The 24,369-nt window shown below is 33.4% G+C and carries 22 protein-coding genes; 11 read left to right on the top strand and 11 right to left on the bottom strand.

The window, feature by feature from the left end; genetic code table 11:
• Positions 1 to 287 precede the first annotated feature (287 nt).
• Positions 288 to 1,073 carry an alpha/beta fold hydrolase gene (locus CW751_RS10520; RefSeq protein WP_101334971.1) on the bottom strand — a complete coding sequence of 262 codons (786 nt, stop codon included), beginning with the start codon at positions 1,071 to 1,073 and terminating at the stop codon, positions 288 to 290.
• A 116-nt stretch (positions 1,074 to 1,189) separates the two neighbouring features.
• Between CW751_RS10520 and CW751_RS10515 the strand changes: the two genes are divergently transcribed.
• From CW751_RS10515 to CW751_RS10505, 3 genes are all read left to right on the top strand, one after another.
• On the top strand, positions 1,190 to 1,834 hold the full coding sequence (locus CW751_RS10515) for a hypothetical protein (RefSeq protein WP_133122199.1): 645 nt from the start codon (positions 1,190 to 1,192) through the stop codon (positions 1,832 to 1,834).
• Positions 1,835 to 1,947: 113 nt separating this feature from the next.
• Positions 1,948 to 2,706 carry a sulfite exporter TauE/SafE family protein gene (locus CW751_RS10510; RefSeq protein ID WP_101334968.1) on the top strand — a complete coding sequence of 253 codons (759 nt, stop codon included), beginning with the start codon at positions 1,948 to 1,950 and terminating at the stop codon, positions 2,704 to 2,706.
• A gap of 34 nt (positions 2,707 to 2,740) precedes the next feature.
• Positions 2,741 to 3,943, top strand: coding sequence for a class I SAM-dependent rRNA methyltransferase (locus tag CW751_RS10505; protein ID WP_101334966.1), 1,203 nt, complete (start codon positions 2,741 to 2,743; stop codon positions 3,941 to 3,943).
• A gap of 61 nt (positions 3,944 to 4,004) precedes the next feature.
• Here the strand turns inward: CW751_RS10505 and lon are convergent, their stop codons facing one another.
• The 4 genes from lon to CW751_RS10485 all read right to left on the bottom strand — a co-directional run bounded on the left by lon (position 4,005) and on the right by CW751_RS10485 (position 11,108).
• Positions 4,005 to 6,452 carry an endopeptidase La gene (gene lon / locus CW751_RS10500; RefSeq protein WP_101335062.1) on the bottom strand — a complete coding sequence of 816 codons (2,448 nt, stop codon included), beginning with the start codon at positions 6,450 to 6,452 and terminating at the stop codon, positions 4,005 to 4,007.
• A 617-nt stretch (positions 6,453 to 7,069) separates the two neighbouring features.
• Positions 7,070 to 8,218 (bottom strand): putative sugar nucleotidyl transferase, encoded by a 1,149-nt coding sequence (locus tag CW751_RS10495; protein WP_101334964.1) that lies wholly within the window; start codon positions 8,216 to 8,218, stop codon positions 7,070 to 7,072.
• Between the two features lie 12 nt (positions 8,219 to 8,230).
• The gene (gene argS / locus CW751_RS10490; protein ID WP_101334962.1) at positions 8,231 to 10,135 is read right to left on the bottom strand and encodes an arginine--tRNA ligase; all 1,905 of its coding nucleotides are present in this window, start codon (positions 10,133 to 10,135) and stop codon (positions 8,231 to 8,233) included.
• A gap of 13 nt (positions 10,136 to 10,148) precedes the next feature.
• Entirely contained in the window at positions 10,149 to 11,108 is a 960-nt protein-coding gene (locus tag CW751_RS10485; protein ID WP_101334961.1) for an arginase, read from the bottom strand.
• A gap of 163 nt (positions 11,109 to 11,271) precedes the next feature.
• On the opposite strand from CW751_RS10485, the gene CW751_RS10480 reads away from it, so the two are divergent.
• The 4 genes from CW751_RS10480 (at position 11,272) to CW751_RS10465 (ending at position 16,120) form a co-directional block, all read left to right on the top strand.
• Positions 11,272 to 11,907 carry a hypothetical protein gene (locus tag CW751_RS10480; protein ID WP_133122198.1) on the top strand — a complete coding sequence of 212 codons (636 nt, stop codon included), beginning with the start codon at positions 11,272 to 11,274 and terminating at the stop codon, positions 11,905 to 11,907.
• Between the two features lie 209 nt (positions 11,908 to 12,116).
• A complete protein-coding gene (locus CW751_RS10475; RefSeq protein WP_101334957.1) occupies positions 12,117 to 14,630 on the top strand; it encodes an FtsK/SpoIIIE family DNA translocase in 2,514 nt (837 codons plus the stop codon).
• A 98-nt stretch (positions 14,631 to 14,728) separates the two neighbouring features.
• The gene (locus CW751_RS10470; protein ID WP_101334955.1) at positions 14,729 to 15,364 is read left to right on the top strand and encodes a LolA family protein; all 636 of its coding nucleotides are present in this window, start codon (positions 14,729 to 14,731) and stop codon (positions 15,362 to 15,364) included.
• A 90-nt stretch (positions 15,365 to 15,454) separates the two neighbouring features.
• Entirely contained in the window at positions 15,455 to 16,120 is a 666-nt protein-coding gene (locus tag CW751_RS10465) for a hypothetical protein (protein ID WP_101334953.1), read from the top strand.
• A 466-nt stretch (positions 16,121 to 16,586) separates the two neighbouring features.
• Here the strand turns inward: CW751_RS10465 and CW751_RS10460 are convergent, their stop codons facing one another.
• Both CW751_RS10460 and CW751_RS10455 read right to left on the bottom strand, forming a co-directional pair.
• Positions 16,587 to 17,399: a T9SS-dependent choice-of-anchor J family protein gene (locus tag CW751_RS10460; protein WP_101334951.1), complete on the bottom strand. Its 813-nt coding sequence runs from the start codon at positions 17,397 to 17,399 to the stop codon at positions 16,587 to 16,589.
• A gap of 157 nt (positions 17,400 to 17,556) precedes the next feature.
• Positions 17,557 to 18,132 carry an RNA polymerase sigma factor gene (locus tag CW751_RS10455; RefSeq protein ID WP_101334950.1) on the bottom strand — a complete coding sequence of 192 codons (576 nt, stop codon included), beginning with the start codon at positions 18,130 to 18,132 and terminating at the stop codon, positions 17,557 to 17,559.
• Positions 18,133 to 18,478: 346 nt separating this feature from the next.
• Between CW751_RS10455 and CW751_RS10450 the strand changes: the two genes are divergently transcribed.
• Positions 18,479 to 19,054: a YqgE/AlgH family protein gene (locus CW751_RS10450; protein WP_165779283.1), complete on the top strand. Its 576-nt coding sequence runs from the start codon at positions 18,479 to 18,481 to the stop codon at positions 19,052 to 19,054.
• Here CW751_RS10450 and CW751_RS10445 read toward each other — a convergent pair.
• From CW751_RS10445 to CW751_RS10435, 3 genes are read right to left on the bottom strand one after another with little or no spacing between them, the layout of a single operon-like run.
• On the bottom strand, positions 19,051 to 19,839 hold the full coding sequence (locus CW751_RS10445) for a hypothetical protein (protein ID WP_101334948.1): 789 nt from the start codon (positions 19,837 to 19,839) through the stop codon (positions 19,051 to 19,053). The two genes, CW751_RS10450 and CW751_RS10445, sit on opposite strands and share 4 nt — an antisense overlap.
• Positions 19,840 to 19,841: 2 nt before the next feature.
• Positions 19,842 to 20,432, bottom strand: coding sequence for an RNA polymerase sigma factor (locus CW751_RS10440; protein ID WP_101334947.1), 591 nt, complete (start codon positions 20,430 to 20,432; stop codon positions 19,842 to 19,844).
• A gap of 1 nt (position 20,433) precedes the next feature.
• On the bottom strand, positions 20,434 to 21,537 hold the full coding sequence (locus CW751_RS10435) for a hypothetical protein (RefSeq protein ID WP_133122197.1): 1,104 nt from the start codon (positions 21,535 to 21,537) through the stop codon (positions 20,434 to 20,436).
• A gap of 58 nt (positions 21,538 to 21,595) precedes the next feature.
• On the opposite strand from CW751_RS10435, the gene CW751_RS10430 reads away from it, so the two are divergent.
• From CW751_RS10430 to CW751_RS10420, 3 genes are all read left to right on the top strand, one after another.
• Positions 21,596 to 21,859 (top strand): hypothetical protein, encoded by a 264-nt coding sequence (locus CW751_RS10430; protein WP_101334945.1) that lies wholly within the window; start codon positions 21,596 to 21,598, stop codon positions 21,857 to 21,859.
• Positions 21,860 to 21,940: 81 nt separating this feature from the next.
• Positions 21,941 to 22,597, top strand: coding sequence for a fructose-6-phosphate aldolase (fsa, locus tag CW751_RS10425; protein WP_101334944.1), 657 nt, complete (start codon positions 21,941 to 21,943; stop codon positions 22,595 to 22,597).
• 24 nt (positions 22,598 to 22,621) lie between these two features.
• Positions 22,622 to 23,539 (top strand): glycosyltransferase family 2 protein, encoded by a 918-nt coding sequence (locus CW751_RS10420; protein ID WP_101334943.1) that lies wholly within the window; start codon positions 22,622 to 22,624, stop codon positions 23,537 to 23,539.
• Between the two features lie 53 nt (positions 23,540 to 23,592).
• On the opposite strand, the gene CW751_RS10415 is transcribed toward CW751_RS10420, so the two are convergent.
• Positions 23,593 to 24,021 carry an Hsp20/alpha crystallin family protein gene (locus tag CW751_RS10415; RefSeq protein ID WP_240612569.1) on the bottom strand — a complete coding sequence of 143 codons (429 nt, stop codon included), beginning with the start codon at positions 24,019 to 24,021 and terminating at the stop codon, positions 23,593 to 23,595.
• Positions 24,022 to 24,369 lie beyond the last annotated feature (348 nt).

The following is a 24,369-nucleotide window of genomic DNA, read 5'->3' as shown; positions in this document are numbered from 1 at the left end:
GCATTTTCAATTTGAATTTATAATATTTACAAATTATTCAATAAAATGTGACATCACCCGCATTATTCATGCATTTAATTTTGAATCTATTTTAGGCACAAGCCCTAAAGGAATATATGCATATTTCACGGGGCTTGTAACGACAAATAGGTCAAAATTAAATCAAAATCTTGCAAAATTATTAGTACCCAAATTTGGGGTTCTTAAAAATTGAATGAAACACAATCAAATACAAGAATATTACTGGTTTATAAATTTAAAGATTAAGATTGGTGAATAAAGCGGGATCAAGCTTTTTGTTTCTTCAAAAATGAAAGTACTTTATGATTGAATTCCACAGGTTGTTCAACATTCACCACATGCCCGCAATTTTTTATTACGTGCAATTGTGCGCTTAAATGTTTAGAAATCACCTCTTTTATAGAAGGTAAAAACAAATGATCTTGTTCCCCCATAATGTAGAAGGTGGGTATACTGATGTCTTTCATTCTAAAAAGTTTCAATAATGGCGTTAATTCAGTTGTTAATTTATACCATCGCTTGAATTCCTTTTGATATAGTTTTTTCGCCTCTTTTACAAACAAAGACCTTGACTCTTTATGGTTTTTGCGGGGCATGATAATAAAAGCAAATAGTTTATATAAGAAAATGTAGGGTACAACAGATTTAAAAACATTTCCAAATTTAATTAGGAATTTCGATCGGACATTTAATTTTAGTATTGCACCTCCCATTACCATACTCTCTACCCGTTCTGGATTTCTTTCTGCTAGGTCACGAATCAAAATTGTTCCTAAAGAAATGCCGATAAAGTGTGATTTTTTAATATTAAGGTGATTTAAAACTTCCAAGACATCATTAGAAACTACCTCGAAAGTATATTTCTGATTATTTATGTTTTTAATAGGTGTTTTACTTGCTCCATGACCTCTTAAATCTATTAATAGAATATTAAAGTCGTCTTTGAAAGCACGAATTTGTCGAAACCAAATTGAACTACTTCCCCCTGCTCCATGAACAAATGTCACCCATTTGGATGTGTTTTTATTTTCGAAAATTGAATAACTTAACATGTATAAATTATAATTGCTACATCTATACAACATGATAAAGAAGCGCAAAGTTCTTGCAAGGTACAACTTTCTTCATCAAAAATGTTATTTTTGAACTACTTTCAATCCTTACTATTATGAAATCTATACTTTTAATATTGTTCGTCTGTCTGTCATCTGTGCTATCATTAGCACAAAATCAATCTACGCAATTTGATTATGGAAAAATAGAAAACAATCAGTATCAAAATGACTATTTTAATTTTACGATAGACATACCCGAAGATTGGTTTGTTCAAAATAAAGCACAAATAGAAGCATTGCAAAAACAAGGAAAACAAATGATGGCAGGTGATGATGAAGAATTAAATACCATTTTTGAAATTTCAGAGATTAATACCGCCAACTTACTGTCTGTAAACAAATATGAATTGGGCGCTCCAGTAGAGTTTAACCCTAGTTTTGGTATTGTAGTAGAAAATATTTCTCATGCTCCTGGAGTTAAAAAGGGAAGCGATTATCTTTTTCAAGTCAAGAGATTATTAAAACAGTCTAAAATGAATTATGAACATATTGATGAAAAATTCAAAAAAACAATAATTAGTGGACATACTTTTTACCTCATGAAATGTGAAATACAATACTTAGATGTTTCAATAACACAAGTCTATTACACAACCATCACTAAGATGTTCGCGTTCAGCTTCATAACCACTTATACAGATAAGAAACAAAGAAAAGAATTAATGGAAATATTCGATTCGATATCATTTAAAAAGTAATGAGTTGATTTCATTAAGAATTAACCATTTCATAATAGAAGTAATCGTTAGATAATAATTGCATTAATTAATTTTGCTGAAATTTAATTTGAACTTTTGAATCTCTAAAAGCAATGTTAATCGAAAGTAACCTAAGCATAATTTTATTGCTATTCGTATTAGGAATTGGAGCTTTTATTCTTTCTACCATTTCTGGCGGAGGCGGTGCCCTTGTTTCCATCCCTATATTAAATGCTTTAATTGGTGTAAGCAACACTGCTCCTGTTCTTAATTTGGGAACATTTCTTGGTCGACCCGCTCGACTCATCATTTTCTGGAAACACGTTAACTGGAAAGTTTGTTTTTACTATGCACCCGCAGCAATTGTTGGGGCTTATCTTGCTGCTTTATTCTTTAGCTATTTCAAAGTAGAATGGCTTCAAATCTTTGTTGGTGTTTTCTTAATCAGTACAATTTGGCAATTTCGTTTTGGAAAAAAGAAGAGATCTTTCAAGATGAAGTTATGGTATTTCATTCCCTTAGGATTTTTAGTTTCGGTCTTTGGAACAATAATCGGCGCATTAGGCCCCGTGCTGAATCCCTTTTATATGAACCTCGGTTTAGACAAAGAAGAGTTGATAGCTACCAAAACTGCCAATTCATTTTTAATGGGAGTTTCTCAAATTGGAAGTTACGCTTTCTTTGGATTACTGCACAAAGAATTATGGATTTACGGAATCGCATTAGGAATAGGCGCTACGATAGGAAACATTATCGGTAAAAAATTCCTTTCCAAAATGAAAAGTGAAACCTTTCGCAAATGGGTTATCGCTTTAATGGTTATTAGTGGAGTATTATTGATTTATGGACAGATGGGTAGCTTTCTATCTTGAAATTTCACTACTTTCGTTGCTTTAAATTAAAGTCATGAAAATCCCCACATTAGCTATAAAACTCAATAAAGCTGGAGAAAGAGCCGTTAAACAAGGACATCCTTGGGTGTTTGAGAACAGCATTGATAAAGGCCCGAAAGACAAAGCTATTGCGGGTAGTTTGTGCGTTATTTTTGATCAACGCTATAACAAACCCATTGCTTTTGGATTGTGGGATGCCGAAGAAATAATTCGTATCAAAATTATTTATAGAGCAAACCGATTACAACTGAATGATGAATTTTGGAAAAATCAACTTAAAAAGGCATACGAAAAAAGAACAAACCTCATCGAAAAGGGAGTTACAGGCTACAGAGGTATTCATGGTGAAAATGATGATTTTCCAGGATTAATTTTAGATGTTTACGCCAATGTTGGTGTTTTGAAAATTTATTCCAATATATGGAAACCGTATTTGGAAACCTTAATTACGACCATCCAAGAAATCTATGGCTTGGAAAGTTTGGTCATTCGATTTAGTCGAAAAATACAATTAAAAAACACTTTTAATTACCAAGAAGGCGATGTCGTTGGGAAAACCTTAACGGATGAAAAAGTAGAATTTGAAGAATACGGCGTAAAGTATTACGCTTACACACAATCTGGCCACAAAACAGGTTTCTTTTTAGACCAGCGTCCCAATAGACTTTGGGTACAAGAAAATGCAAAGGACAAAACGGTGCTGGATGTTTTTAGTTATGTCGGTGGATTTGGAATTCATGCTTTAAAAGGTGGTGCAAAATCATTGACTTCTGTGGATATTAGTCAGCAAGCTATGGATGTGGCCAAAGAGAATTTATCGCTCAACAATTTAGATCTTTCAAAATGGACCCCAATTGCGGCTGATGCTTTTGAAGCTTTAGAGACATTAATAGAGAAAAACACGAAGTTTGACATTGTAATCATCGACCCGCCATCTTTTGCAAAACAAGGAAGCGAAGTGGATAGTGCTTCAAATCAATATGAAAGACTCGCTCGTTTAGGTGCACAATTAGTCAATAAAAAAGGCGTTTTAATCCTTGGATCATGTTCTAGTCGCATTAGTTTAACAGACTTTGAAGAAATCCATCAAGATGCTGGCATAACCCAAATGAATAATTGGAAATACCTACACTTCACGCTTCACGATGACGATCACCCGATTGCGTTTCCAGAAAGTAATTATTTGAAAACTATATTTTACAGAAAAGAGAAATAATTATCAATTACGAATTACGTAATTTCGCAATTCGTAATTCGTAATTGAATAATGTAATTATTTAACTCACCGTTATTGCATCCGCTACCCTATCCTTAGTTAAAGCAATGTCCAACACTTCTTTCATGTGTTTAACAAAATGAAATTGAAGTCCTTCCAAATATTCCTTTTTAATTTCATTTACATCTTGTTTATTTTTTTCACACAAAATGATTTCTGTAATATCCGCACGCTTAGCCGCCAATATTTTCTCTTTAATTCCACCAACAGGCAAAACATCACCTCTTAAAGTAATCTCGCCTGTCATAGCTACGTTTTTCTTCACTTTACGTTGTGTAAACAAGGAAGCTAAAGAGGTCAACATAGTGATTCCAGCAGAAGGTCCGTCTTTAGGAGTTGCGCCTTCAGGAACGTGCATGTGAACATCATATTTATTAAATACATTTGCATCTAAATTCAACCATTCAGGATGTGATTTTAAAAATTGTAAGGCAATTGTTGCCGACTCTTTCATTACATCACCTAGGTTTCCAGTAAGTGTAAGTTTACCTTTTCCTTTTGCCAAAGATGATTCGATAAAAAGAATATCACCTCCCATTGCAGTCCACGCTAATCCAGTAACTACGCCAGCCACATTGTTATTATCATATTTTGTTTTTGGTCGACCAGGCCCCATAATATCAACTAAATCTTTTGCAGCAATAACTTTCTTGAAGTCTTCTTCCATTGCTATTTGACGCGCTCGATTTCGGATTAATTTTGCGACTGCTTTATCTAAACCACGCACTCCTGATTCATGGGTGTATTCTTCAATAAGTTTTTCAAGAGTAGCTTTACCAATTGAGATATCCGATTTTTTAATTCCATGTTCTTTAATCTGATCCGGAATTAAATGACGTTTAGCAATTTCTATTTTTTCTTCTACCGTATATCCAGAAACTTCAATTAACTCCATTCGGTCTCGCAGTGGGCCTTGAATAGTAGATAAGTCATTTGCCGTAGCAATAAATAGCACTTTAGACAAATCGTACTCTGTTTCTAAATAATTGTCGTAAAACTCATCATTTTGCTCTGGATCTAATACTTCTAACATTGCACTCGATGGATCGCCATGGTTTGATCTTGAAATTTTATCTATCTCATCCAAAACAAAAACTGGATTGGATGATTCTGCTTTTTTAATGTTTTGCATAACCCGTCCAGGCATCGCACCGATATAAGTTTTTCGATGTCCACGGATTTCACTTTCATCATGAATACCTCCCAAAGACATACGCACATATTTTCTACCCAGTGCCTCCGCAATAGACTTTCCTAGAGAAGTTTTTCCAACTCCTGGAGGTCCATAAAAACAAAGAATGGGTGATTTCATATCCTTTTTCAATTTCAATACTGCTAAATATTCAAGGATACGCTTTTTCACCTTTTCTAATCCATAATGATCTCTTTCGAGGACTTTTTTAGCCCGATTTAAGTCTAGGTTGTCCTTGGTATATTCTTCCCATGGTAAATCTAGCAGCAAATCCAAATAATTCAATTGCACTGTATATTCTGCACCTTGTGGATTCATACGTTGCAAACGAGATAATTCTTTATGGAACATCTCATCTACTTTTTTCGTCCACTTTTTCTTTTTCGCACGTTCGCGCATCTTCTCCAAGTCTTGTTCTTGCGGATTTCCGCCTAACTCTTCTTGAATGGTTTTAATTTGCTGATTTAAAAAGTATTCACGTTGTTGTTTATCTAAATCTACCTTAACGCGTGTTTGAATTTCATTTCGCATTTCAAGCTGCTGAGATTCAACGGTTAGGTGTTGTAAAACAGCCATTGCACGTTTCTTCAAGTCCATTTCATTCAACATGTTTTGCTTTGTCGAAACATCGGCATTCATATTTGATGAAATAAAGTTGATTAAAAAGCTTGGACTGTCAATATTTTTAATTGCAAATTGCGCCTCAGAAGGAATATTTGGAGATTCTTGAATTATCTTTAATGACAATTCTTTCATTGATTGAATAATTGCCGTAAACTCTTTGTTATTCTTAGGTGCTTTAGCTTCCTCACACAATTCAATCTTACCCCGTAAAAAAGGTTCCTTTTGCGTGATTTCTTTTAGCTCAAATCGCCTTTTCCCTTGAATGATTACAGTTGAAGTACCGTCAGGCATCTTTAACAATCTTAATATTGTTGCTACCGTACCAATTTTATTCAAGTCTTTCTCCTCTGGATTCTCTACCTCTGGGTCTATTTGAGAGACTACGCCCACAACTTTATCACTATTATTGGCGTGCTTAATTAAATCAATAGATTTATCTCGTCCAACTGTTATGGGGATTACAACTCCAGGAAATAACACATTATTTCGTAGCGGAAGTATTGGAATATCAGAAGGGAATTTTGCGTTGTGCATATCGTCCTCCTCCTCTTGCGTTATTAATGGAATAAATTCTGCTTCAGAATCATCTGGTGATCCCATTCCAAATAAACTTTTGTCAAAAATGTCAGTCATATCTTTTATTCGCTTTTGCGTCAATCTGTCAGTTAATACTATGAATTTCATAAGGGGAAATTATTGATTCCGTGAAATTCATCTTTTATAAATGTAGGGCTGTATTAGACAAGACTTATGCCATAATAAAAAACTGTCAGGTTTGACAGTTTTTTACAGTTTTGAGGGAGAGTATAGAGTGTGAAGACGCTTTTGATGTGCTTTATGAAGATGATTTTATCATTTTCTTTTAGAATTAAATTTTTAGATCATTGGTGATAGTAAATAGATGAGATGCCCCAAAATCTATTTCAGACGTACCATACGCTAAAACACTTAAATGTAAAGACATGGTTTGACAGTTTTTTACAGTTTTGAGGGAGAGTATTGAGCGTGAAGACGCTTTTGAAGTACTTTATAAAGATGATAATTTTCTTTTATGCTTATCGGTACCTTTGCCAGTAGCTTAATAAACTACAGTAATAATAACTTTTTTTTACAAAAGCTTGTCTTGAGCCTGGGAATTCTAGTAGTTCAACTATTTTTCTAAAAGCAATTAGGTTACTGAAGTTATTCATTAAAAAAACCGAGCTTCATATTCTCAAAATATGGAGCTTGGATTTACTTACCTTCCTCTTTTACTTATTTGGAAACAAATGTTCCAAGATTTTTAAATCTCCATTTTGAATTTTCTTCCCTCTTCTAATCATCATTTGATTGGCTGCATCCACTGCTCTATCCAAGTCATAAACCGGTGAATTTTGTTCTCCACCCCAAGAAAAATTCGGAACGTATTTGGGTGGAAATCCAGAAGTAAAAATATTAGCACAGACTCCAACAACTGTTGCGGTGTTTAGCATAGTATTGATACTTGTTTTAGAGTGGTCTCCCATTGTAACCCCCATAAACATCAATTCTGTTTGCTCCATTGATTCAGTTAAATAACTGTAGGTTTTTACATTTCCGTAGTTATTTTTAAGGTTAGAACAATTGGTGTCGGCTCCAAGGTTACACCATTCCCCTATCAAGGAGTTACCTAAAAATCCATCATGTCCTTTATTGGAATACGCCTGAAAAATAACATTGTTCACCTCTCCACCAACTTTAGAATGTGGTCCGAGAGAAGTTGCACCATATACCTTTGTTGATAATTTTAAGGCACTGCCTTCAGCCATGGCTAATCCACCACGCACAACACTACCTTCCATTATTTCAGCATTCTTGCCAACATATATCGGTCCTGATTTCACGTTTAATATTGCGCATTCAACAGTTGCTCCTTCTTCGATAAAAAGCTGATTTGCATCACCAATCAATGTATTTGTTTTGGAAAGTGAAGCGCTTTTTCGTCCTTTTACATAGGCTGCAAAATCTGTTGCTAAAATGGAATCATTTTTTTGGTATAAATCCCAACGATGTTCTAAAACTAAGAATTCTTCAAGTTGATGAGAATCGTTTTCCTTTGGAGAAAATGTTGTTCCACGCTGGGCAACAAACACGCCATTGACGTACAAAGATTCATCTACTTTTAATTCCTGAACAAGCTTTACAAGTTCTTCGTTTGGAATCACAGTAGCATTCACCCACACATTATCATCTGTTTGATGCATTGGGAATTTATCTACCAAATATTCCTCTGTTCGAAAGGAAACTGTAGCTTCTGGAAGATAGAACTGCCAGCGTTCATCATTCGTCCACATTCCCATACGGAGATTCCCAACAGGTCTTGTCAAACTCAGAGGAGCAAAGACTAAATGGTTTGATAAATCGTGAAGAATAATGTTCATTATTGTTTGTTTTTACATTCTATTTGGAACATTAATACCCAACAAGCGCATTGCAGTATGAATTACTTTTCCTGTGCTTTGGCTAATCAATATTCTAGCATTTTTAAGTGCAACATCCGTTTCTTTCATTACGCTATTTGATTGATAGAAAGAATTGTAGTTCTTTACCAAATCGTAGGTATAATTAGCTATTAAGGCTGGACTATAGCTTACTCCTGCTTCTTTTATTATGTTAGGAAACTCATTTAATTGCTTAATCAGGTCTTTCTCATCCTGCTGAATAGCCAAATGATTATTAACATCTTCTAATTCTACCTTAGACATCAGTGAATTGATTCGTGCATAGGCATATTGAATAAATGGACCTGTATTTCCGTTGAGCTCAATTGATTCATCGGGATTAAACTTCATTCTTTTTTGTGGGTCAACTTTCAGTAAATAATACTTTAATCCCCCCATACCAATCATTTCATAAAGGTTTTCGCGCTCAGCATCTGTCATTCCATCAAGGTGACCACGTTCCTTGGTGCTTTCTTTTGCCATTGAAACAACCTCTTCCATCAAATCGTCAGCATCAACAACTCTTCCTTCACGTGACTTCATCTTACCATCTGGTAAATCAACCATTCCGTATGATAAGTGGTAACAGTTTTTAGCCCAATCAAAGCCTAATTTTTTTAGAATTAAAAACAAAACCTGGAAATGATAATCTTGTTCGTTTCCAACCGTGTATATAATTCCATTCAAATCAGGATAATCTTTGAATCTATCGATTGCAGTTCCAATATCTTGTGTCATATAAACAGCAGTTCCATCAGCTCGAAGAACAAGTTTTTCATCTAATCCTTCATCAGAGAGATCAACCCAAACAGAGCCATCTTCTTTTTTAAAGAAAACCTCTTTCTTCAAACCATCAGTAACAAGGTCTTTCCCGATTAAAAAAGTTTCAGATTCATAATAGATTTTATCAAAATCGACTTGCATTCTGTTGTAGGTCTTATCGAAACCAACATACACCCAATTGTTCATTGTTGTCCACAATTTGTATGCCTCAGGATCATTTGCTTCCCACTTCAACAACATTTCCTTTGCATCTAAAGTTAATTGCGCAAAAGGAACAGCAAAAGCAGCTATCTTTCGATATATACCCGCTTTCTTTTTATCATCTGTTGAATCTTCATAAGCTTTAAATAATCCAGGTAACTTTTCTTTGGCTTCATTTGGAATAATAGCATCCGCGTAATCATTCTCTCTCCATTGGTAAGCCATTTCAAATCCTTGAAGAGTAACTTGCTTATCAAATTCGATGTAATATTTCCCAACAAAATGATCACCCTTCATACCACTGGTTTCAGGGGTTTCTCTATTTCCATTCACATCTTTTGCTGCAAATTGTTCCCAAGCCACCATGCTTTTACAAATATGTATTCCTCGGTCATTAATGATTTGTGTTTTCACCACTTCATGACCATTGGCTTTGAGAATTTCTGCGACACTGTATCCTAAAAAGATATTTCTCATGTGTCCTAAATGCAGAGGTTTATTCGTATTTGGCGAAGAATACTCAACCATATACAATTGACCTGAAAGTTCGGAAGAACATCCGAAAAGTTCATCCTTGGCAATATTCATTAATACCTCCTTCCAATATGGATTGGACAAACTAATGTTTAAAAAACCGCTAACCACCTCAAAACTTTTTATCTCTTCTAGGTTTTCCTTTAAAAATCGACCAATATCATCTCCTACTTGTGCGGGAGATGCTTTCAAGATTTTAACAAATGGAAAGATCACCAAGGTTAAATCTCCATCAACATCTTTTCTAGTTTTTTGAAACTGAATTAATTTTTCGTCAATTTTAACACCAAAAACAGAAAGACTATTTTCGAGTAATAACGTTTTTATTTTATTCTCCATTATTTATTTTAATCTAGATCTTTTTTTCCGCAGTTTCAACTACCTCTTTCATCAAATAATAAGCGACTTCAGCCATGTGATTTGTTTTTTCATCCAAACAAGGATTAACCTCAACAAATTCTATACACTTCACCTTTGGATGTCCAGCGTAATGACGCAACAACTCACTTGCTTCTTGAGGAGTTAAGCCTTTCGGTACTGGAGTTCCTGTACCATGAGACACAATATCAGGATCCATTGAATCTACATCAAAGGAAATATATAATTCATCACAATTAGCATATTTTTGTTCTAGTCTTTCTACTATCTTTTGCACACCTTCAGAACGCAATTCATCAACAGAAATGTTTTTTATTCCCTTTCTTTCCATCAACTCGACCTCTGGCGTCTCCAAATCTCTTAGTCCAATAAACCCAAGGTCCTCTGCTTCAATCTTCGGAGCTATATTCCCTGTGTTTTTCATTTCATTCCAAAACTTTAGAGTATCAGTATCTGGTTCGTTTTGTTTTGATTCTAAATTATCTTCGTTTAAGGCAGTAGCTAAAGGCATTCCATGCATATTTCCTGAAGGTGTAGTATAAGGTGTATGTAAATCACCATGTGCATCAATCCACAACACCCCTAATCTATTAGAAGGATTAGCCATTTTCAAACCGGCAATCGTTCCTCCTGCCGAGCCATGATCTCCAGCAACAACAACGATAAATTCATTTTTTTTCCTTTGCTCACTCACTACAGATGCTACGTTTTTATATACCGTTGCTAAGCCATCTGCTCTTTTTCCATATTTATAAGGAGAAGGACGGTCTAGTAAATGATTCATTGTTTGAACATAATGAATAGGATACTTAGAAAACAAAAAATTTCCTGAGTTATCATCCGCAACACGCATTGCTCCAGGTCCAAGGCTTGCACCACGTGTTCCAGCAGAGATTTCAGAATCATTAATAATATATGCTATAGATTTTGACATTGAATAATACTTTTAATAGTTTAAGACATCACAAAGTTAAAAAAATAGATGTATCTACTTCATGAATACACGCTATCCATTATCTTCAAAGAAAGTATTGAAGCGTTTTGCAAAAATAATTTATAAATTCGCATTAAGTTATTAAATATAAACATATCATATTTTGAACAAAAAATTTCTTCTTCACTTTTTATTGATTTTCTATCTTTCAAGTTGTTCACTTCCCAATGCTGTCTCCGACGATTTTGAAGGTAAATTTGTTTATACTGTGAAATCTCCTGGTAATACACCTAATCCAAATGATAGTATTAATTACCAAATTGTATACGCCAAAGATTCAATGTTGAGAATTGATAATTTTACACCTATAGGAAAACAAATTTATATTAAGCATATCCCGAAAAATCGCGCTTATATATTAATGGATTTAGGCGTAAAAAAAGTAGCAATCCAAACTATTCCTGACACCTTAAAGGATGATGATAAATATATATTTGAACATAAAGCTGGGGCTTCTCGTTTTGCTGGACTTAAAGGAAAGAACATAAAAGTTACCGATACCGAGCAAGACACAACAATAATTATGAACTATTCGCCAACCATTTCTCCGAAATATACGACTGCATTAAAGAACATCCCTGGTCTTCCTTTGAAATATGCATTATTTTCAAATGGAACTTGGATACAATATAAATTAATAGAAATGGAAGAGAAAACAATAGATATCGATTTATTTGGAATACCCTCAGATCATGAAATCATCACTTTAGATGAATTTATAGACATAATTAAGGAATAAGAAAATAAAAAGAATTATATTTGAATACAATGTTTATTTGACTACTACCCGATAGAAGAAAATACAGTTTTTCTTTAAAAATTTCATCAATCTACCACTAATAGTAGTATTCTTCGCTGCTAACAATTAATTGTGAATAGCAGAATAAACATTTCCACTTTTCAAGCAATTGATTCCTTATCTTCGTAAGATTAATTGTGACGAACAGAATGAGTAAAGGAAATATTTTAAAGCAGAAAAAGAAGACCAAAAAGAGTAAGCCTTCAAAAAAACAAAAAAAGGGAATCTCTTTAATTTCGCTTCATGCTAAAGTGGATCGCCGAAAAGCTAAGTCCATTAGTGGTTCAATAATGCTGTTATTATCCATATATCTATTCATCGCTTTCACCTCTTATCTGTTCTCTTGGCAGGAAGATCAAAACTTAATTGTTTCCACCTCATTTTTTGATTTTATTTTTAACAGTGAAGATGTAGAAGTAAAAAATTGGTTAGGTAAATTTGGAGCGTGGACAGCTCACCTCTTTATGTATAGATGGTTTGGAATTGCATCTTTCGCTTTTAGCTTTCTTTTAATGATAACAGGAGTTCGTCTATTACTCAATGTTAGGATTCTTCCATTACGAAAAACTTACCTTGTTACTTTAATAGCAATATTATGGTTTTCAGCCTTTTTTGGATTAATTTCTAGCTCTGTGAGTTATTTAGGTGGCGCCTTCGGTTTTGCAACCAATCAATGGCTCACCGCTGTACTTGGTTATTTTGGAGCTTCTCTTTTACTGTTAGTTTTACTTTTCATTGCTATTGTAGCACTTTTTAATCCTGACTTTAAAGCAATATTCGCTACTTATCTTGGAAAAAACAACAAGACAGAAGAAGATAAAGATATCAATACGCTTGAACCTGAATTAAAAGAAGAAGAAGATATAGAGCAAGAGCAAACGAAAGAAAAGGAAAAGGAAGAGGAAGAGGAGGAAGAGCAAGATGTTACATTTATTGATGAAAATCAAGCGGAAAATGAAACTGAAGAAAATTTAGTTGATGAAATCAATAACAATGATGAATTTGAATCAGTTTCTCCCGAAAAAGAGAAATCACCTACAACTACTTCTAACGACTCGGATGAAGAGGAAGGAGAAGAGTTTTCTGTTGAACTAGCATCACAAGAAAAAGAATTGTCAGATGATGATTTGAATAAAAAGCTAGGTGATTTTGGACCTTATGATCCGAAACTCGATTTATCGAGTTACACCTTACCTCCTATTGATTTACTTAGAAAGTTTGATAGCAAAAAAGGAGGTGTTTCAAAAGAAGAGTTGGAAGAAAACAAAAATAATATTGTAAATACGCTCGCCAATTATAAAATTGATATTTCTAAGATTAAAGCTACCATTGGTCCAACCGTAACACTCTACGAAATCATTCCAGCTCCTGGGGTTAGGATATCGAAAATTAAAAATTTAGAGGATGACATTGCTTTAAGTTTGGCTGCACTAGGAATAAGAATTATTGCACCTATTCCAGGAAAAGGAACAATAGGAATAGAGGTTCCAAACAGTTCTCCAGAAATTGTAAGTATGCGTTCATTGATCGCTTCTGAAAAGTTTCAAAATTCAAAATTTGAGCTTCCGATTGTTCTCGGTAAAACCATTACAAACGAAACGTACGCTTTTGATTTGGTAAAAATGCCTCACTTATTAGTCGCAGGTGCAACTGGACAAGGTAAGTCTGTAGGATTAAATGCAATTTTGGTTTCCTTGTTGTACAAAAAACATCCATCACAAGTTAAATTTGTTTTAATTGACCCTAAAAAGGTAGAATTAACTTTATTCAATAAAATTGAACGTCATTTTTTAGCGAAATTACCTGATGAGGAGGAGGCAATTATCACAGACACTTCAAAAGTTGTAAATACCTTAAACTCATTATGTATTGAAATGGATGAGCGATATGATCTTTTAAAAGACGCCCAAACGCGAAACATTAAAGAATACAATGACAAATTTATATCACGGAAACTCAATCCAGAAAACGGACATAAATACATGCCATATATTGTTGTACTTATCGATGAGTTTTCTGATTTAATTATGACGGCAGGAAAAGAAGTAGAACACCCCATTGCGCGATTAGCACAATTGGCAAGAGCAATTGGAATCCATCTCATTGTAGCAACACAACGACCCTCAGTAAATGTAATTACTGGAATGATTAAAGCCAATTTTCCTGCGCGAATTGCATTCCGTGTTCTTTCGAAAATAGACTCACGTACAATTCTTGACACTTCAGGAGCTGATCAATTAATTGGTAAAGGTGATATGCTTATTTCAACAGGAAATGATGTAATTCGTTTACAATGTGGGTTTGTAGACACTCCTGAGGTGGAACAAATTTGTGATTTCATTGGAGACCAACGCGGATATCCAGATGCTATGGCACTTCCAGAATATGTTGGTGAAGGCGGTGAATCGAGTTCAGCAGATGTTGATGATGATTTAGATGCTAAATTTATTGAAGCTGCTGAAATTATTGTTATGCACCAACAGGGATCGGCAAGTTTATTACAACGAAAATTAAAATTGGGATACAATCGCGCCGGTAGAATTGTTGATCAATTGGAGGCGCATGGAATCATAGGGCCATTTCAAGGCAGTAAAGCTAGAGATGTTTTAATTCCAACTGCAGAAGCATTGAATGAGCACCTAACAACCAAAGGTTTATTATAAGCTTTTTAAATATAAAATTTTAGCCCTATATTTGAAACAAATTTTTAAAGTGCATTTAACGTGGCACAGTTTATGTAAAACTTACGAAAAAATAAAAAATGAAATACTTATTAATTACACTAGTTTTTATATCTGCATCATTATTCGCTCAGTCGGATAAAAAATCTTCAGAAATCCTTGATAAGATGTCCACTGAAATTAAGTCCCTGAACTCATTCTATATTGAGTTTGATATGAAAGTTAAAAATCCAGCTACAGGAGAAAACTCCAATCAAAAAGGAAATGGATATGTAAAAGGAGATAAATACTTCGCTTCATTAGGACAAAATACCTTAGTCTCAAATGGTGTGAAAAATTGGACGATTGTAAAAGAAGAAAAGGTCACTTATCAAAGTGATGTAGATTTAGAGGATGACGAAGCAATGAATCCTAAGAAATTAATGACAATTTGGGAGAATGGTTTCAAAAGTAGATATGTTGAACAAACTAAATTAAACGGAGTTGGTGTACATAAAATCAATTTATTTCCAACCAATCCGTCTGAAGTAAACTACCATACAATCACCTTATACGTTGGTTTAAATAATGAATTAAAAAAAGCCAAGATGAGCACTAAAGATGGAAGCACAATGACATATACCATTCAAAAGTTTGCTAAGAATAAAGAAGTTCCAGACAGTAAATTTGTTTACAATCCTAAAAACTACCCAGGTTATCAATTGATTCGAGATTAAAACAAAAATATATTTTATATAAAAAACATCTTTTGTAACAAAAGATGTTTTTTTTGTTTAATTTTAACCCAATCACTAATTATTTAACAAATGAGCTCAGTTGGAAAAGTTACGGAAGAGATAATCAATCGTTCTCCGTTTTTAAGAGAAGCAATGACCGAAAATCTAATCAATGTTTCTGCCTTATCAAGAAAAATAAAACCAGAACTTGAAGATATTCTAGGGAAAAGCGTTAAAGAAGGCGCAATTGTTATGGCTATCAAACGCATGACACCAGGTCACTACTACCATGTTGATGTGAAAATTAGAAACTTCATTGCCACTTTAGGTGATTTTTTAGTTAGAAGTGATTTAGAGGATTTCACTTACCAGAATTCAAACACACTTAATTTAAAACAATCCGAATTGATGCGATTGTTGGTCAATAAGCGAGATTATTTTTATACTTTCTGTCATGGTGTAGGAGAGTCTACAATTATAACAAGTAATTCAATATCAAAAGACCTAACTACAATTTTCAAGGGAGAGAAATTAAAATCCAATACAAAGAATTTAGCTTCAATAACCATCAAGCTTCCACCTCAAAACACTGAGATAAGCGGAATCTATTATTACATTCTAAAACATTTAGCTTGGGAAGGAATTAATATTGTAGAGGTCGTTTCAACAGCCAATGAATTTACCGTAGTCGTTAATGATGATGATATCGATTCTGCTTTTTCCGTATTGATGAATCTTAAAAAGTCATCAAAATAAATCAATATCTAAGCCCCCATTTATAAACAGTTTAAACAAAATGAGAAAACTGTTTTAAATATTATTTTTTAATAAAAAAACTAGGGATCAATCTCAAATTTGAGGAGGCCTTTAAAATATAAAATAATTCCCCACAAGTATACCAGTATGGTTTTATAATATTTCTCTATTTATGAAATTAAAAATATTATAAATGACAGTCAGTTGGGCTGAGGATAGAAATAACAGAGTATGTGTAACAGTTCTTACATGTAAAATCGCTGGTCGTATAATAGCGGGAAATCAGTAAAAAATTACAACGATACTACTTATCTAGCTGTATAAATACTATTAATCCCGAGGAGATAGAGATGATGTGTTTGTAAAAAGCATGAATAGAAAAGTTATACAAGCCCGACCTTATCATATTATCATTGCGGCAAGGAACTTCTCTATTTTCAAATCGAGGACTTATGGACTTAATTAATTATTTTTTGATCAATTTCTTATTGATAATTCGTGTAGGGGTTTTTACACGAAGGAAATACACACCCGATTTTAGGGTTCTTACATCAATATTTAGTTCGTTTATCGTTTCCATAACGACAGGTTCTTTTACTAAATTTCCAGATATATTAAAAATCTGAACTTGTTCTATGATCGAATTATCGAGTGAAATGGTAATGTTTTCACGCAATGGATTTGGATAAACATAAAGGTTCATCTCCTCTTTTACGACTTTCAAAGGATCTTGCTCTCTTACATAAACACTGTCTATAAAAAGCTTAAAGCCATTAAAGGTTGTATTGACAAAAGCAAAATATACCGATTGGTTGTTATAATTAGATAACGCAGTAGTGTGGCTTGACCAATATGGGGTTTCATTACTCACAATTTCAAGTGTATCCGTAAAGTCAGTTGTTGCATTTCCCGTTGTTGAAATCATCACTTTGTATGAATCTGGAAATGAAGCATCTTTTGACAAGCTTTTCCATGATATGTAATTTCCTGAACCTCCTAATGTTACTTGAGGAGAAATCAACCAACGATCTGCGCGATCAATAGGGTCAAAAAAAGAAGTACTTGATGCAGTTCCATTCCCTACATTAATAGGATCTTCTTTATAAATCCATGCCTTATCATATTCTTGCACAGAAGCGTCCACGGCATTTCCATCATTATCAATAACAGACCACGTAGCGGGAATATTTCCATTATCAAAATTTTCTTCTAAAATCGAAACTTGTGCTGTTAAATTAGCTCCTAACAAAAACAAAAATCCTAATAATACCGTTCTCATCTACACTCAAATTGTTATTTAAAATAAGTAAATTCACTTATTCACACAAATTTAGTAAAATCAACAAACATTAGGGTAAATATCCCTTATATAAAAGTGAATTTAGCATTTAAAACAAATCAGTAATTACTTAATAAGCCAAGTCTCAAAAATAAAATCATTGATTATTTGCAAAATGTTTCTTTAACTTTTCCAATGCTCTAAAGGTTTTAACCTTAGCATTATTTTCTTTTACACCGATTATATCAGCAATTTCTCTGTAGGCATAACCTTGAAAATAACGCAATTCAATTAATTGTATATCCCTACCATTTAATTGACTTAACGCATGAAACATACGTTTTTTATTCAAGTCAAAAGACTCGTCTTTAAAAACATCAATAAAGGTTGCGATTTGAACATCATCGATATTAATGGCTCTTTTCGCACGTGCATCTCTATATGCTTGATTCAATTCACTTTTAGCAATGCGATACAACCAAGAAGCAATTGGAATTCCTCTAAATTCAAAACGATTAAGGTTTTTAATTGCCTTTAGAAAAACTTGAGAGGTGACATCAGATGCAAGGTGTTCGTCATGCATACGCTGATTGATATAACGAAAAATTTGATCATAATATTTTTCATACAAAGGCGCAAAATTGGTAATATCATCTTTTGCGTTATCAATCCATTCTTTTTCTTGAATCAACATTTGATGGGTGTGATGGTAAATGGGGTTTACATTACTCATAGTTTATTGGGTTTTATGGGGTTCGAAATAACTGCTTGCAGACAGTATTTTTTTGAGCGACCGTCAAAGTAATTGACCGCTTTTCACATATATTAACGTATTAAATGGAGAAATATTGCAAATCGTTTGATTTAATATTGATTTAAATGATTTCTTCGCTTTTCACTCCACAGATATCATAAACCCTTATTCCATACTTATTTTGGTTAACGCGATACATATTTACGTTAATCATTACTCAATAAATAAATTCCCTAAATAATTTTTTAGTTAAAATCTTATAATGGTTGAATAAGAATATCTATATTGAACCAATAAATTTGGACTTACTTATAAAGTTATGACAATGGACTTATCATTTAAAAACAACAGAAAGCCTACCAAAGGGAGAGTCTTAATTGCCGATCCGTTCTCCAAAGATGAATATTTTGGAAGATCTGTCGTTTATATATGTGATCATAATAGCAAAGGAACATTTGGTTTTGTGCTAACGAATTATCTGGATATAAATTTAGCAGATGTAGCGAAAAACTTCCCCAATATAAACGCAAATATTAGCATTGGTGGCCCTGTTCAAACAGAAAGCATCTTTTTTATTCACACGCTTGGAAATCGAATTCCAGAAAGTACAGAAGTGATGGATGGAATCTATATTGGTGGAGATTATGATTTAATTACAGAGCAGCTTACTGATGGAAAAATAGATCCTTCGCAAGTCAGGTTTTTCCTTGGATATTCTGGATGGGATCCTGGTCAACTCGAAGAAGAAATCACGCGAAATAATTGGATTGTAGCACCGGTCATTAGCCCTATGGAAATCATGGACACCAACATCAAAGATATTTGGCAAAAATTTATGAAAAGAGAAGGTAAAAAATATGATATTCTATCAAGAGCTCCACTTGACTTTAACGACAATTAATACAAAACCGTTAACAAGTCTAAGGTTTCCTCTGGATTAACATGCTTATGCTGTTTTTTCCTCTTCTCTACTGCCCTCTTTTTACTAAAATCGCCCTGTACTTCTTTCAATGATTGAATTTCAGGTTGGATTTGTTCAGCTATTTCAATTTCAACATCTTCATGAATCTCTGTTTCAACTTCATAAGCATCAGCATTTAGCGGAACAAGAATAGGTTCTTCTAACTTTTCAAAAGATTTTATTTTAAAACCAGGTTGCTGTTCTTCAGGTGTAATTTCCGGTACAGGAATTTCATTATCCTCACTCCCCATCTTTGATGTTGTTTTTGTTTCTGCTGAATTACTCTTTGATTTTTGAACTTCCTTCTCTTTATTCCATATCTCTATTTCGAGATGTTTTTCGCTCATAGCATATCTAGGCGTATCTTTTTGCCATAGAAAAGGAATAGCAATTACAACCAGTAAGGCAACCATAACCAACTGGAAAGCTGGTTTTTTATAAACAGCCACATCTTTAGGAAAGAAGAAAATAAAAACTCTATTGAGCCACAGTTCTTTTTTATGAACATGTTTTTGCGCAAATCGCTCGTCCAATCGATGTTTAACAGAAGGAGATACTTTTTCACCTCTATTTTCTTGTCTCAATTCTTCAGCAGAAAGAAAAGTCAATTTCAAGGCATCAAACTCCTCCTCATTTTGCGCCCAATCCTTTAAGCACATTCGCTCCTTCATGGTCAGTTCAAACCATTTTTTTTCTAAAATTATATTTTTAACGTGATCTTCCATAATTAACTCACTTTTGTAGGGTCATACACTTGTAAAACACTGGCGATTTTTTTGGTTGCATAAAATAATCGAGATTTTACCGTCCCAGGCTTTATATCCATCACTTCAGCTACTTCTTTAACAGACAAACCATCGATGTGTCGAAGCACAAAAACTTCTTTGTGTTTTTCCTCTAATTTAGCCATTGCCTTTTCTAAATCAGAACTAAAATCTTTTTCAAATAGTTGCTCTTCAATGGGTAGATTATTTGCTGAAACTTGTAAATCTGAAGATAAACCATTATTTGTATTTGAACGTACAGCCATTTTCTTGTATTCATTGATACACATGTTATTTGCCACTGAATAAATCCACGTTTTAAAACTTCTGTTGGGATCAAAAAGCTCAGGTCGATCAATCAATTTAGCAAATAAATCATGCATAAAATCCTCTCCTTTTTCCTTATCATGTTTTAATTTTCGTGTAAAAAAAGCGGCCATTTTTGAAGCGTACCTTTGATAAACTTCATCAAAAGCGCGTTCATCCCCTTTCGCCATCATCCGAAGAAGTTGCTCATCACTTTGTTTTTTATGATTGACCCGAAATATTCCCATCTTATTTATTCAAAAGTCTATTTACTTGATTTTGCTTATTGGACAGTCTCGCAATTTCTAAAATCAGATGCTCTATTTCTTGTAACGATTCAATGTCATTTCTTTCGTTATATTCATTTCTTACTTTTAATAAAAAAGGTAAATAATTACTCATAATTGGCGCATTTTCCCGACTATTATTAATGTGTTCAGTAATTTGCTTTCGCATTGTTTGCTCATACAACATTCTGTTATAATCCTTTTGCGGATTAGAAAACAAGGCAAACCCCAACCCCATTGAAGTAATTTCTTCACCCTTTTCAATATAAGAGCGAGGAACAGAGGGAGCTACAACAATATTCTTGGTCTTATTCAAATGCATAAATACATCAAAAAATGCGGTATCAATAATTAATTTTTTGGGCATTTTAAATCCTTGTTTTTTTAGTTTTTCTCGAAAATCCTCACTTTGTAGATGATCTAAACTGATAATTTCCACATCAGGACGTATATTTTTTATTTTTTGTTCGATCAATATTGGGTAAGTATCGTTTTCGCCATGCGTAATTAAATAAGTATTTTTAGGCATTGAAAGCAAGACATTTCTGGCCATTACATAAAATTCATCTTGCTTGTAATTAAACTGAGAATACAGTTTAAGGTATTTTCTCAATTGACGCTCATTTCCGTTAATGTATGAAAAAGCAGAGAATTCTTTTAAGACCTCTTGATGATGGGGTTTTAATTCGGCAGCTTTCTTTAAATGATTAATTTTAGAAAAATCATAATTACCGAGTTTATATTTGAACAAATGATATTCAAAACTCTCACTATCAATCTTCTCAATTGTTTTCAATTGTTTATTTAATTGTTGCTTTTGTTGTGAAGTTGGTGTTTTTCTAGTAGAAGAATAGTTGATTGCATTAATACCCGAATAAAACGCATTTACATTTTCCTGAAACTCAATTTGACGCACACTTAGGGCTTGCGAATCAAAAGTATTTACTCTATTTTGTTGAAGTTCTTCTTGCTTTTCCTCAGGACTGGCTTGATTGGTTATTGGAGGAACAGTTTGTCCAAAGGACATTGATGTGAAAAAGATAAAAATGATGAACATTTTGTACATAATCTTGCTTATTTTTATAGGTGTACAGTTTAGATAAAAAAGGGTTCACACAAAAGTAATGCATAAATACGATAAAAAAGAATTCAGATCTTTGTCACTTCCTAAACGCTATCGAGTAGTTCAAGAAGAAGGTGAATATATTGGAGTTCGTCAACTAGGCGATCACCGAGTTCATCTTTACGCGGTATGTGGATTTTATGTAGAATTATGGATTTTGTTTTCAATTCAACAAATTCATTGGATTGAAATACAAGAAAATCAGTCGATTATTAATGAATATGGAAGCAACATCAATGTTCGAAAAGATCTAGGTCTGGATTAAGTCCAAAATCAACCCAAAATGAAAAACAAATTTTAGGTTGAATAATTCAGAAATCTCTTTATTTTAGTAAAAAAGAAAAAGATGAAATTTTTTATAGATACAGCAAACTTAGAAGAAATAACAGAAGCCAATGATTTAGGAATTTTAGATGGCGTTACAACCAATCCTTCATTAATGGCCAAAGAAAACATTACAGGCAAAGATGCAATCATCAAACACTACAAGGACATTTGTCACATTGTGAATGGTCCAGTTAGTGCAGAAGTTATCACTACAGATTACAAGGGAATGATTGAGGAAGGAACTCGACTTTCAGACTTACATCACAATATTGTTGTCAAAGTACCTATGACACCCGAAGGAATTAAGGCCATACGTTACTTTTCTGAGAATAAAATAAGAACCAATTGCACATTAATATTTTCTGCTGGACAAGCTATTTTAGCAGCAAAAGCAGGAGCTACGTATGTTTCTCCATTTGTTGGAAGATTAGATGATATTTCAGCAGATGGAATTGGCTTAATCGCACAGATTAGAAGGATTTACGATAATTATAATTTTGAAACGCAAATTTTAGCTGCCTCGGTTCGTCATCCAATGCATATTATTGATTGTGCTGAAATTGGAGCTGATGTAATGACCGGACCTTTAAAAGCAATTATGCAATTGGCGCATCACCCACTTACCGATAGTGGATTAGCTAAGTTTTTAGCAGATTTTGAGAAAGGAAATAAATAGGCGTTTTTTTTGAAATAGTTTTAAATGCTCTCAATTCTCATTCCAGTATACAATTTTGATTGTACAGCTTTGGTTGAAGCTTTGTACAAACAATCTGTTGACAGTAAAATAGCATTTGAAATTTTAGTTCTAGATGATACCTCCACGTTGTTTAAACAAGAAAATCGGACAATAAACCAACTAGCTAATGTTTCATACATTGAATCTGAAGAACATTATGGTCGAGCTAAGATTCGTAATGAGCTAGGTAGACGTGCACAATACGAAAACTTATTGTTTATCGATGCTGACGCACAGGTACAACGTACAGACTTTATCGAAAACTACATTAAACATCTCGAGAAGGCGCAAGTCATAATTGGAGGGATGGCTTATGACAGGAATCCACCAAAAGAAAATGCTTTACGCTGGTATTACGGCACACAACGTGAAAACATACCTGCCACAAAGAGAAATATCAACCCTTATAAATCCTTAATAAGCTTTAACATACTCATTAAGAAAAAGGTTTTTAACAAGATTTCTTTTGAAGAAAAAGCAATGGTGATCAGTAAAAACGAATATGGACATGAAGACACACTTCTAGGTCTTTCGTTCAAAAAACAGAATATCACCGTTTTACACATCGACAATCAACTGGTTCACAACTATTCAGAAACAAACGAAGGGTTTCTTAAAAATAGTTTGACAGCCGTAGAAAAATATGTATCCAATCCTCACTTTAGAAATAAGGAGGTAGTAGCCCAAATAAAAATCTTCAAAGTTTATGAAAAAATAAAGAAATTAGGATTGGTCAGCATCATCGCATTGATGCACAAAACGTTCAATAACAATATGAAAACTCGACTTTTCAGTTCCTCTCCATCTTTACGTTTATTTGACTTTTACCGATTAAGTTATTTGGCATATTACGATAAAAAAAACAGAGATCAATTTCAATAGACCTCTGTTTTCATTAATTAACTTAAAACTACTTATTACTACTATTATTACTTCTACTTACTACTTTTAACTTCAATTTTCTTTACTATTTTCTTTTTTGCTTCTGGTTTTGGAACCGATATATTTAAAACTCCATCCTTATAATCTGCCTCTATATTTTGACCATCAACATCTTTGGGCAGCGTAAATGAGCGTCTAAACTCCCCATAAGAAAACTCTCTGTGTGTATAGTTTTCTTCGTTTATTTCCTTAGCTTCTTTAGCTTCACCTCTTATAGAGAGTTTGTTACCGTCTAATTCAATATGAATATCTTCTTTTTTTATACCAGGCACCGCCATTTCTACAAGATAATCTTCATCGCGTTCCATAATATTAACAGCCACCTTAGAAAATTTCATATTTTGACGATTATTAAAAAGCTCCTCATCAAATCCACTTAAAAAAGACGGTAAAAAACCACTATTTCTTCTTGACATTTCCATAACTTCTATTGTTTTAATTTTTAATTTCTTTTGGTCTATAGTTATCAAATGAAATACCAATGCAAAACACAACGAAAATCGCTGTTAGAATGTCTTAAATCAGCTACCCTAAATGCCAATTAGTCAGTAAACGTGTTTAAAACATGACTTTTTGACCTGTTCATTTATACTTTTCAAGGAAGACACTCACTATTAATCTAGAAAGGAGGTAAGGTTTTTAAAAGATAGGTGTAAAAGTATTTTACAAACCTGACTTTTCCGTAGTGGCATTTCATAAAAGATGTCGATCCTCACAAATAATACAATAAAACCTTGTACATGTTATCTATTTCACAAACAGAATTAAAG

This window comes from Brumimicrobium salinarum (genome assembly GCF_002844555.1).
GTDB lineage: Bacteria > Bacteroidota > Bacteroidia > Flavobacteriales_D > Crocinitomicaceae > Brumimicrobium > Brumimicrobium salinarum.
The sequence above is the reverse complement of the archived record's forward strand: the minus strand, read 5'-3'. Positions and strand labels throughout refer to the sequence as shown.

Bases quoted from the DNA above. Each gene is read 5' to 3' on its own strand.
- CW751_RS10460 (WP_101334951.1), bottom strand. From the start codon at position 17,399: ATGAGAACGGTATTATTAGGATTTTTGTTTTTGTTAGGAGCTAATTTA.
- lon (WP_101335062.1), bottom strand. From the start codon at position 6,452: ATGACTGACATTTTTGACAAAAGTTTATTTGGAATGGGATCACCAGAT.
- CW751_RS10515 (WP_133122199.1), top strand. From the start codon at position 1,190: ATGAAATCTATACTTTTAATATTGTTCGTCTGTCTGTCATCTGTGCTA.
- CW751_RS10435 (WP_133122197.1), bottom strand. From the start codon at position 21,537: ATGTACAAAATGTTCATCATTTTTATCTTTTTCACATCAATGTCCTTT.
- CW751_RS10520 (WP_101334971.1), bottom strand. From the start codon at position 1,073: ATGTTAAGTTATTCAATTTTCGAAAATAAAAACACATCCAAATGGGTG.
- CW751_RS10440 (WP_101334947.1), bottom strand. From the start codon at position 20,432: ATGGGAATATTTCGGGTCAATCATAAAAAACAAAGTGATGAGCAACTT.
- CW751_RS10450 (WP_165779283.1), top strand. From the start codon at position 18,479: ATGGACTTATCATTTAAAAACAACAGAAAGCCTACCAAAGGGAGAGTC.
- argS (WP_101334962.1), bottom strand. From the start codon at position 10,135: ATGGAGAATAAAATAAAAACGTTATTACTCGAAAATAGTCTTTCTGTT.
- CW751_RS10470 (WP_101334955.1), top strand. From the start codon at position 14,729: ATGAAATACTTATTAATTACACTAGTTTTTATATCTGCATCATTATTC.
- CW751_RS10485 (WP_101334961.1), bottom strand. From the start codon at position 11,108: ATGTCAAAATCTATAGCATATATTATTAATGATTCTGAAATCTCTGCT.
- CW751_RS10455 (WP_101334950.1), bottom strand. From the start codon at position 18,132: ATGAGTAATGTAAACCCCATTTACCATCACACCCATCAAATGTTGATT.
- CW751_RS10510 (WP_101334968.1), top strand. From the start codon at position 1,948: ATGTTAATCGAAAGTAACCTAAGCATAATTTTATTGCTATTCGTATTA.
- fsa (WP_101334944.1), top strand. From the start codon at position 21,941: ATGAAATTTTTTATAGATACAGCAAACTTAGAAGAAATAACAGAAGCC.
- CW751_RS10465 (WP_101334953.1), top strand. From the start codon at position 15,455: ATGAGCTCAGTTGGAAAAGTTACGGAAGAGATAATCAATCGTTCTCCG.
- CW751_RS10505 (WP_101334966.1), top strand. From the start codon at position 2,741: ATGAAAATCCCCACATTAGCTATAAAACTCAATAAAGCTGGAGAAAGA.
- CW751_RS10420 (WP_101334943.1), top strand. From the start codon at position 22,622: ATGCTCTCAATTCTCATTCCAGTATACAATTTTGATTGTACAGCTTTG.
- CW751_RS10475 (WP_101334957.1), top strand. From the start codon at position 12,117: ATGAGTAAAGGAAATATTTTAAAGCAGAAAAAGAAGACCAAAAAGAGT.
- CW751_RS10445 (WP_101334948.1), bottom strand. From the start codon at position 19,839: ATGGAAGATCACGTTAAAAATATAATTTTAGAAAAAAAATGGTTTGAA.
- CW751_RS10415 (WP_240612569.1), bottom strand. From the start codon at position 24,021: ATGGAAATGTCAAGAAGAAATAGTGGTTTTTTACCGTCTTTTTTAAGT.
- CW751_RS10430 (WP_101334945.1), top strand. From the start codon at position 21,596: ATGCATAAATACGATAAAAAAGAATTCAGATCTTTGTCACTTCCTAAA.
- CW751_RS10495 (WP_101334964.1), bottom strand. From the start codon at position 8,218: ATGAACATTATTCTTCACGATTTATCAAACCATTTAGTCTTTGCTCCT.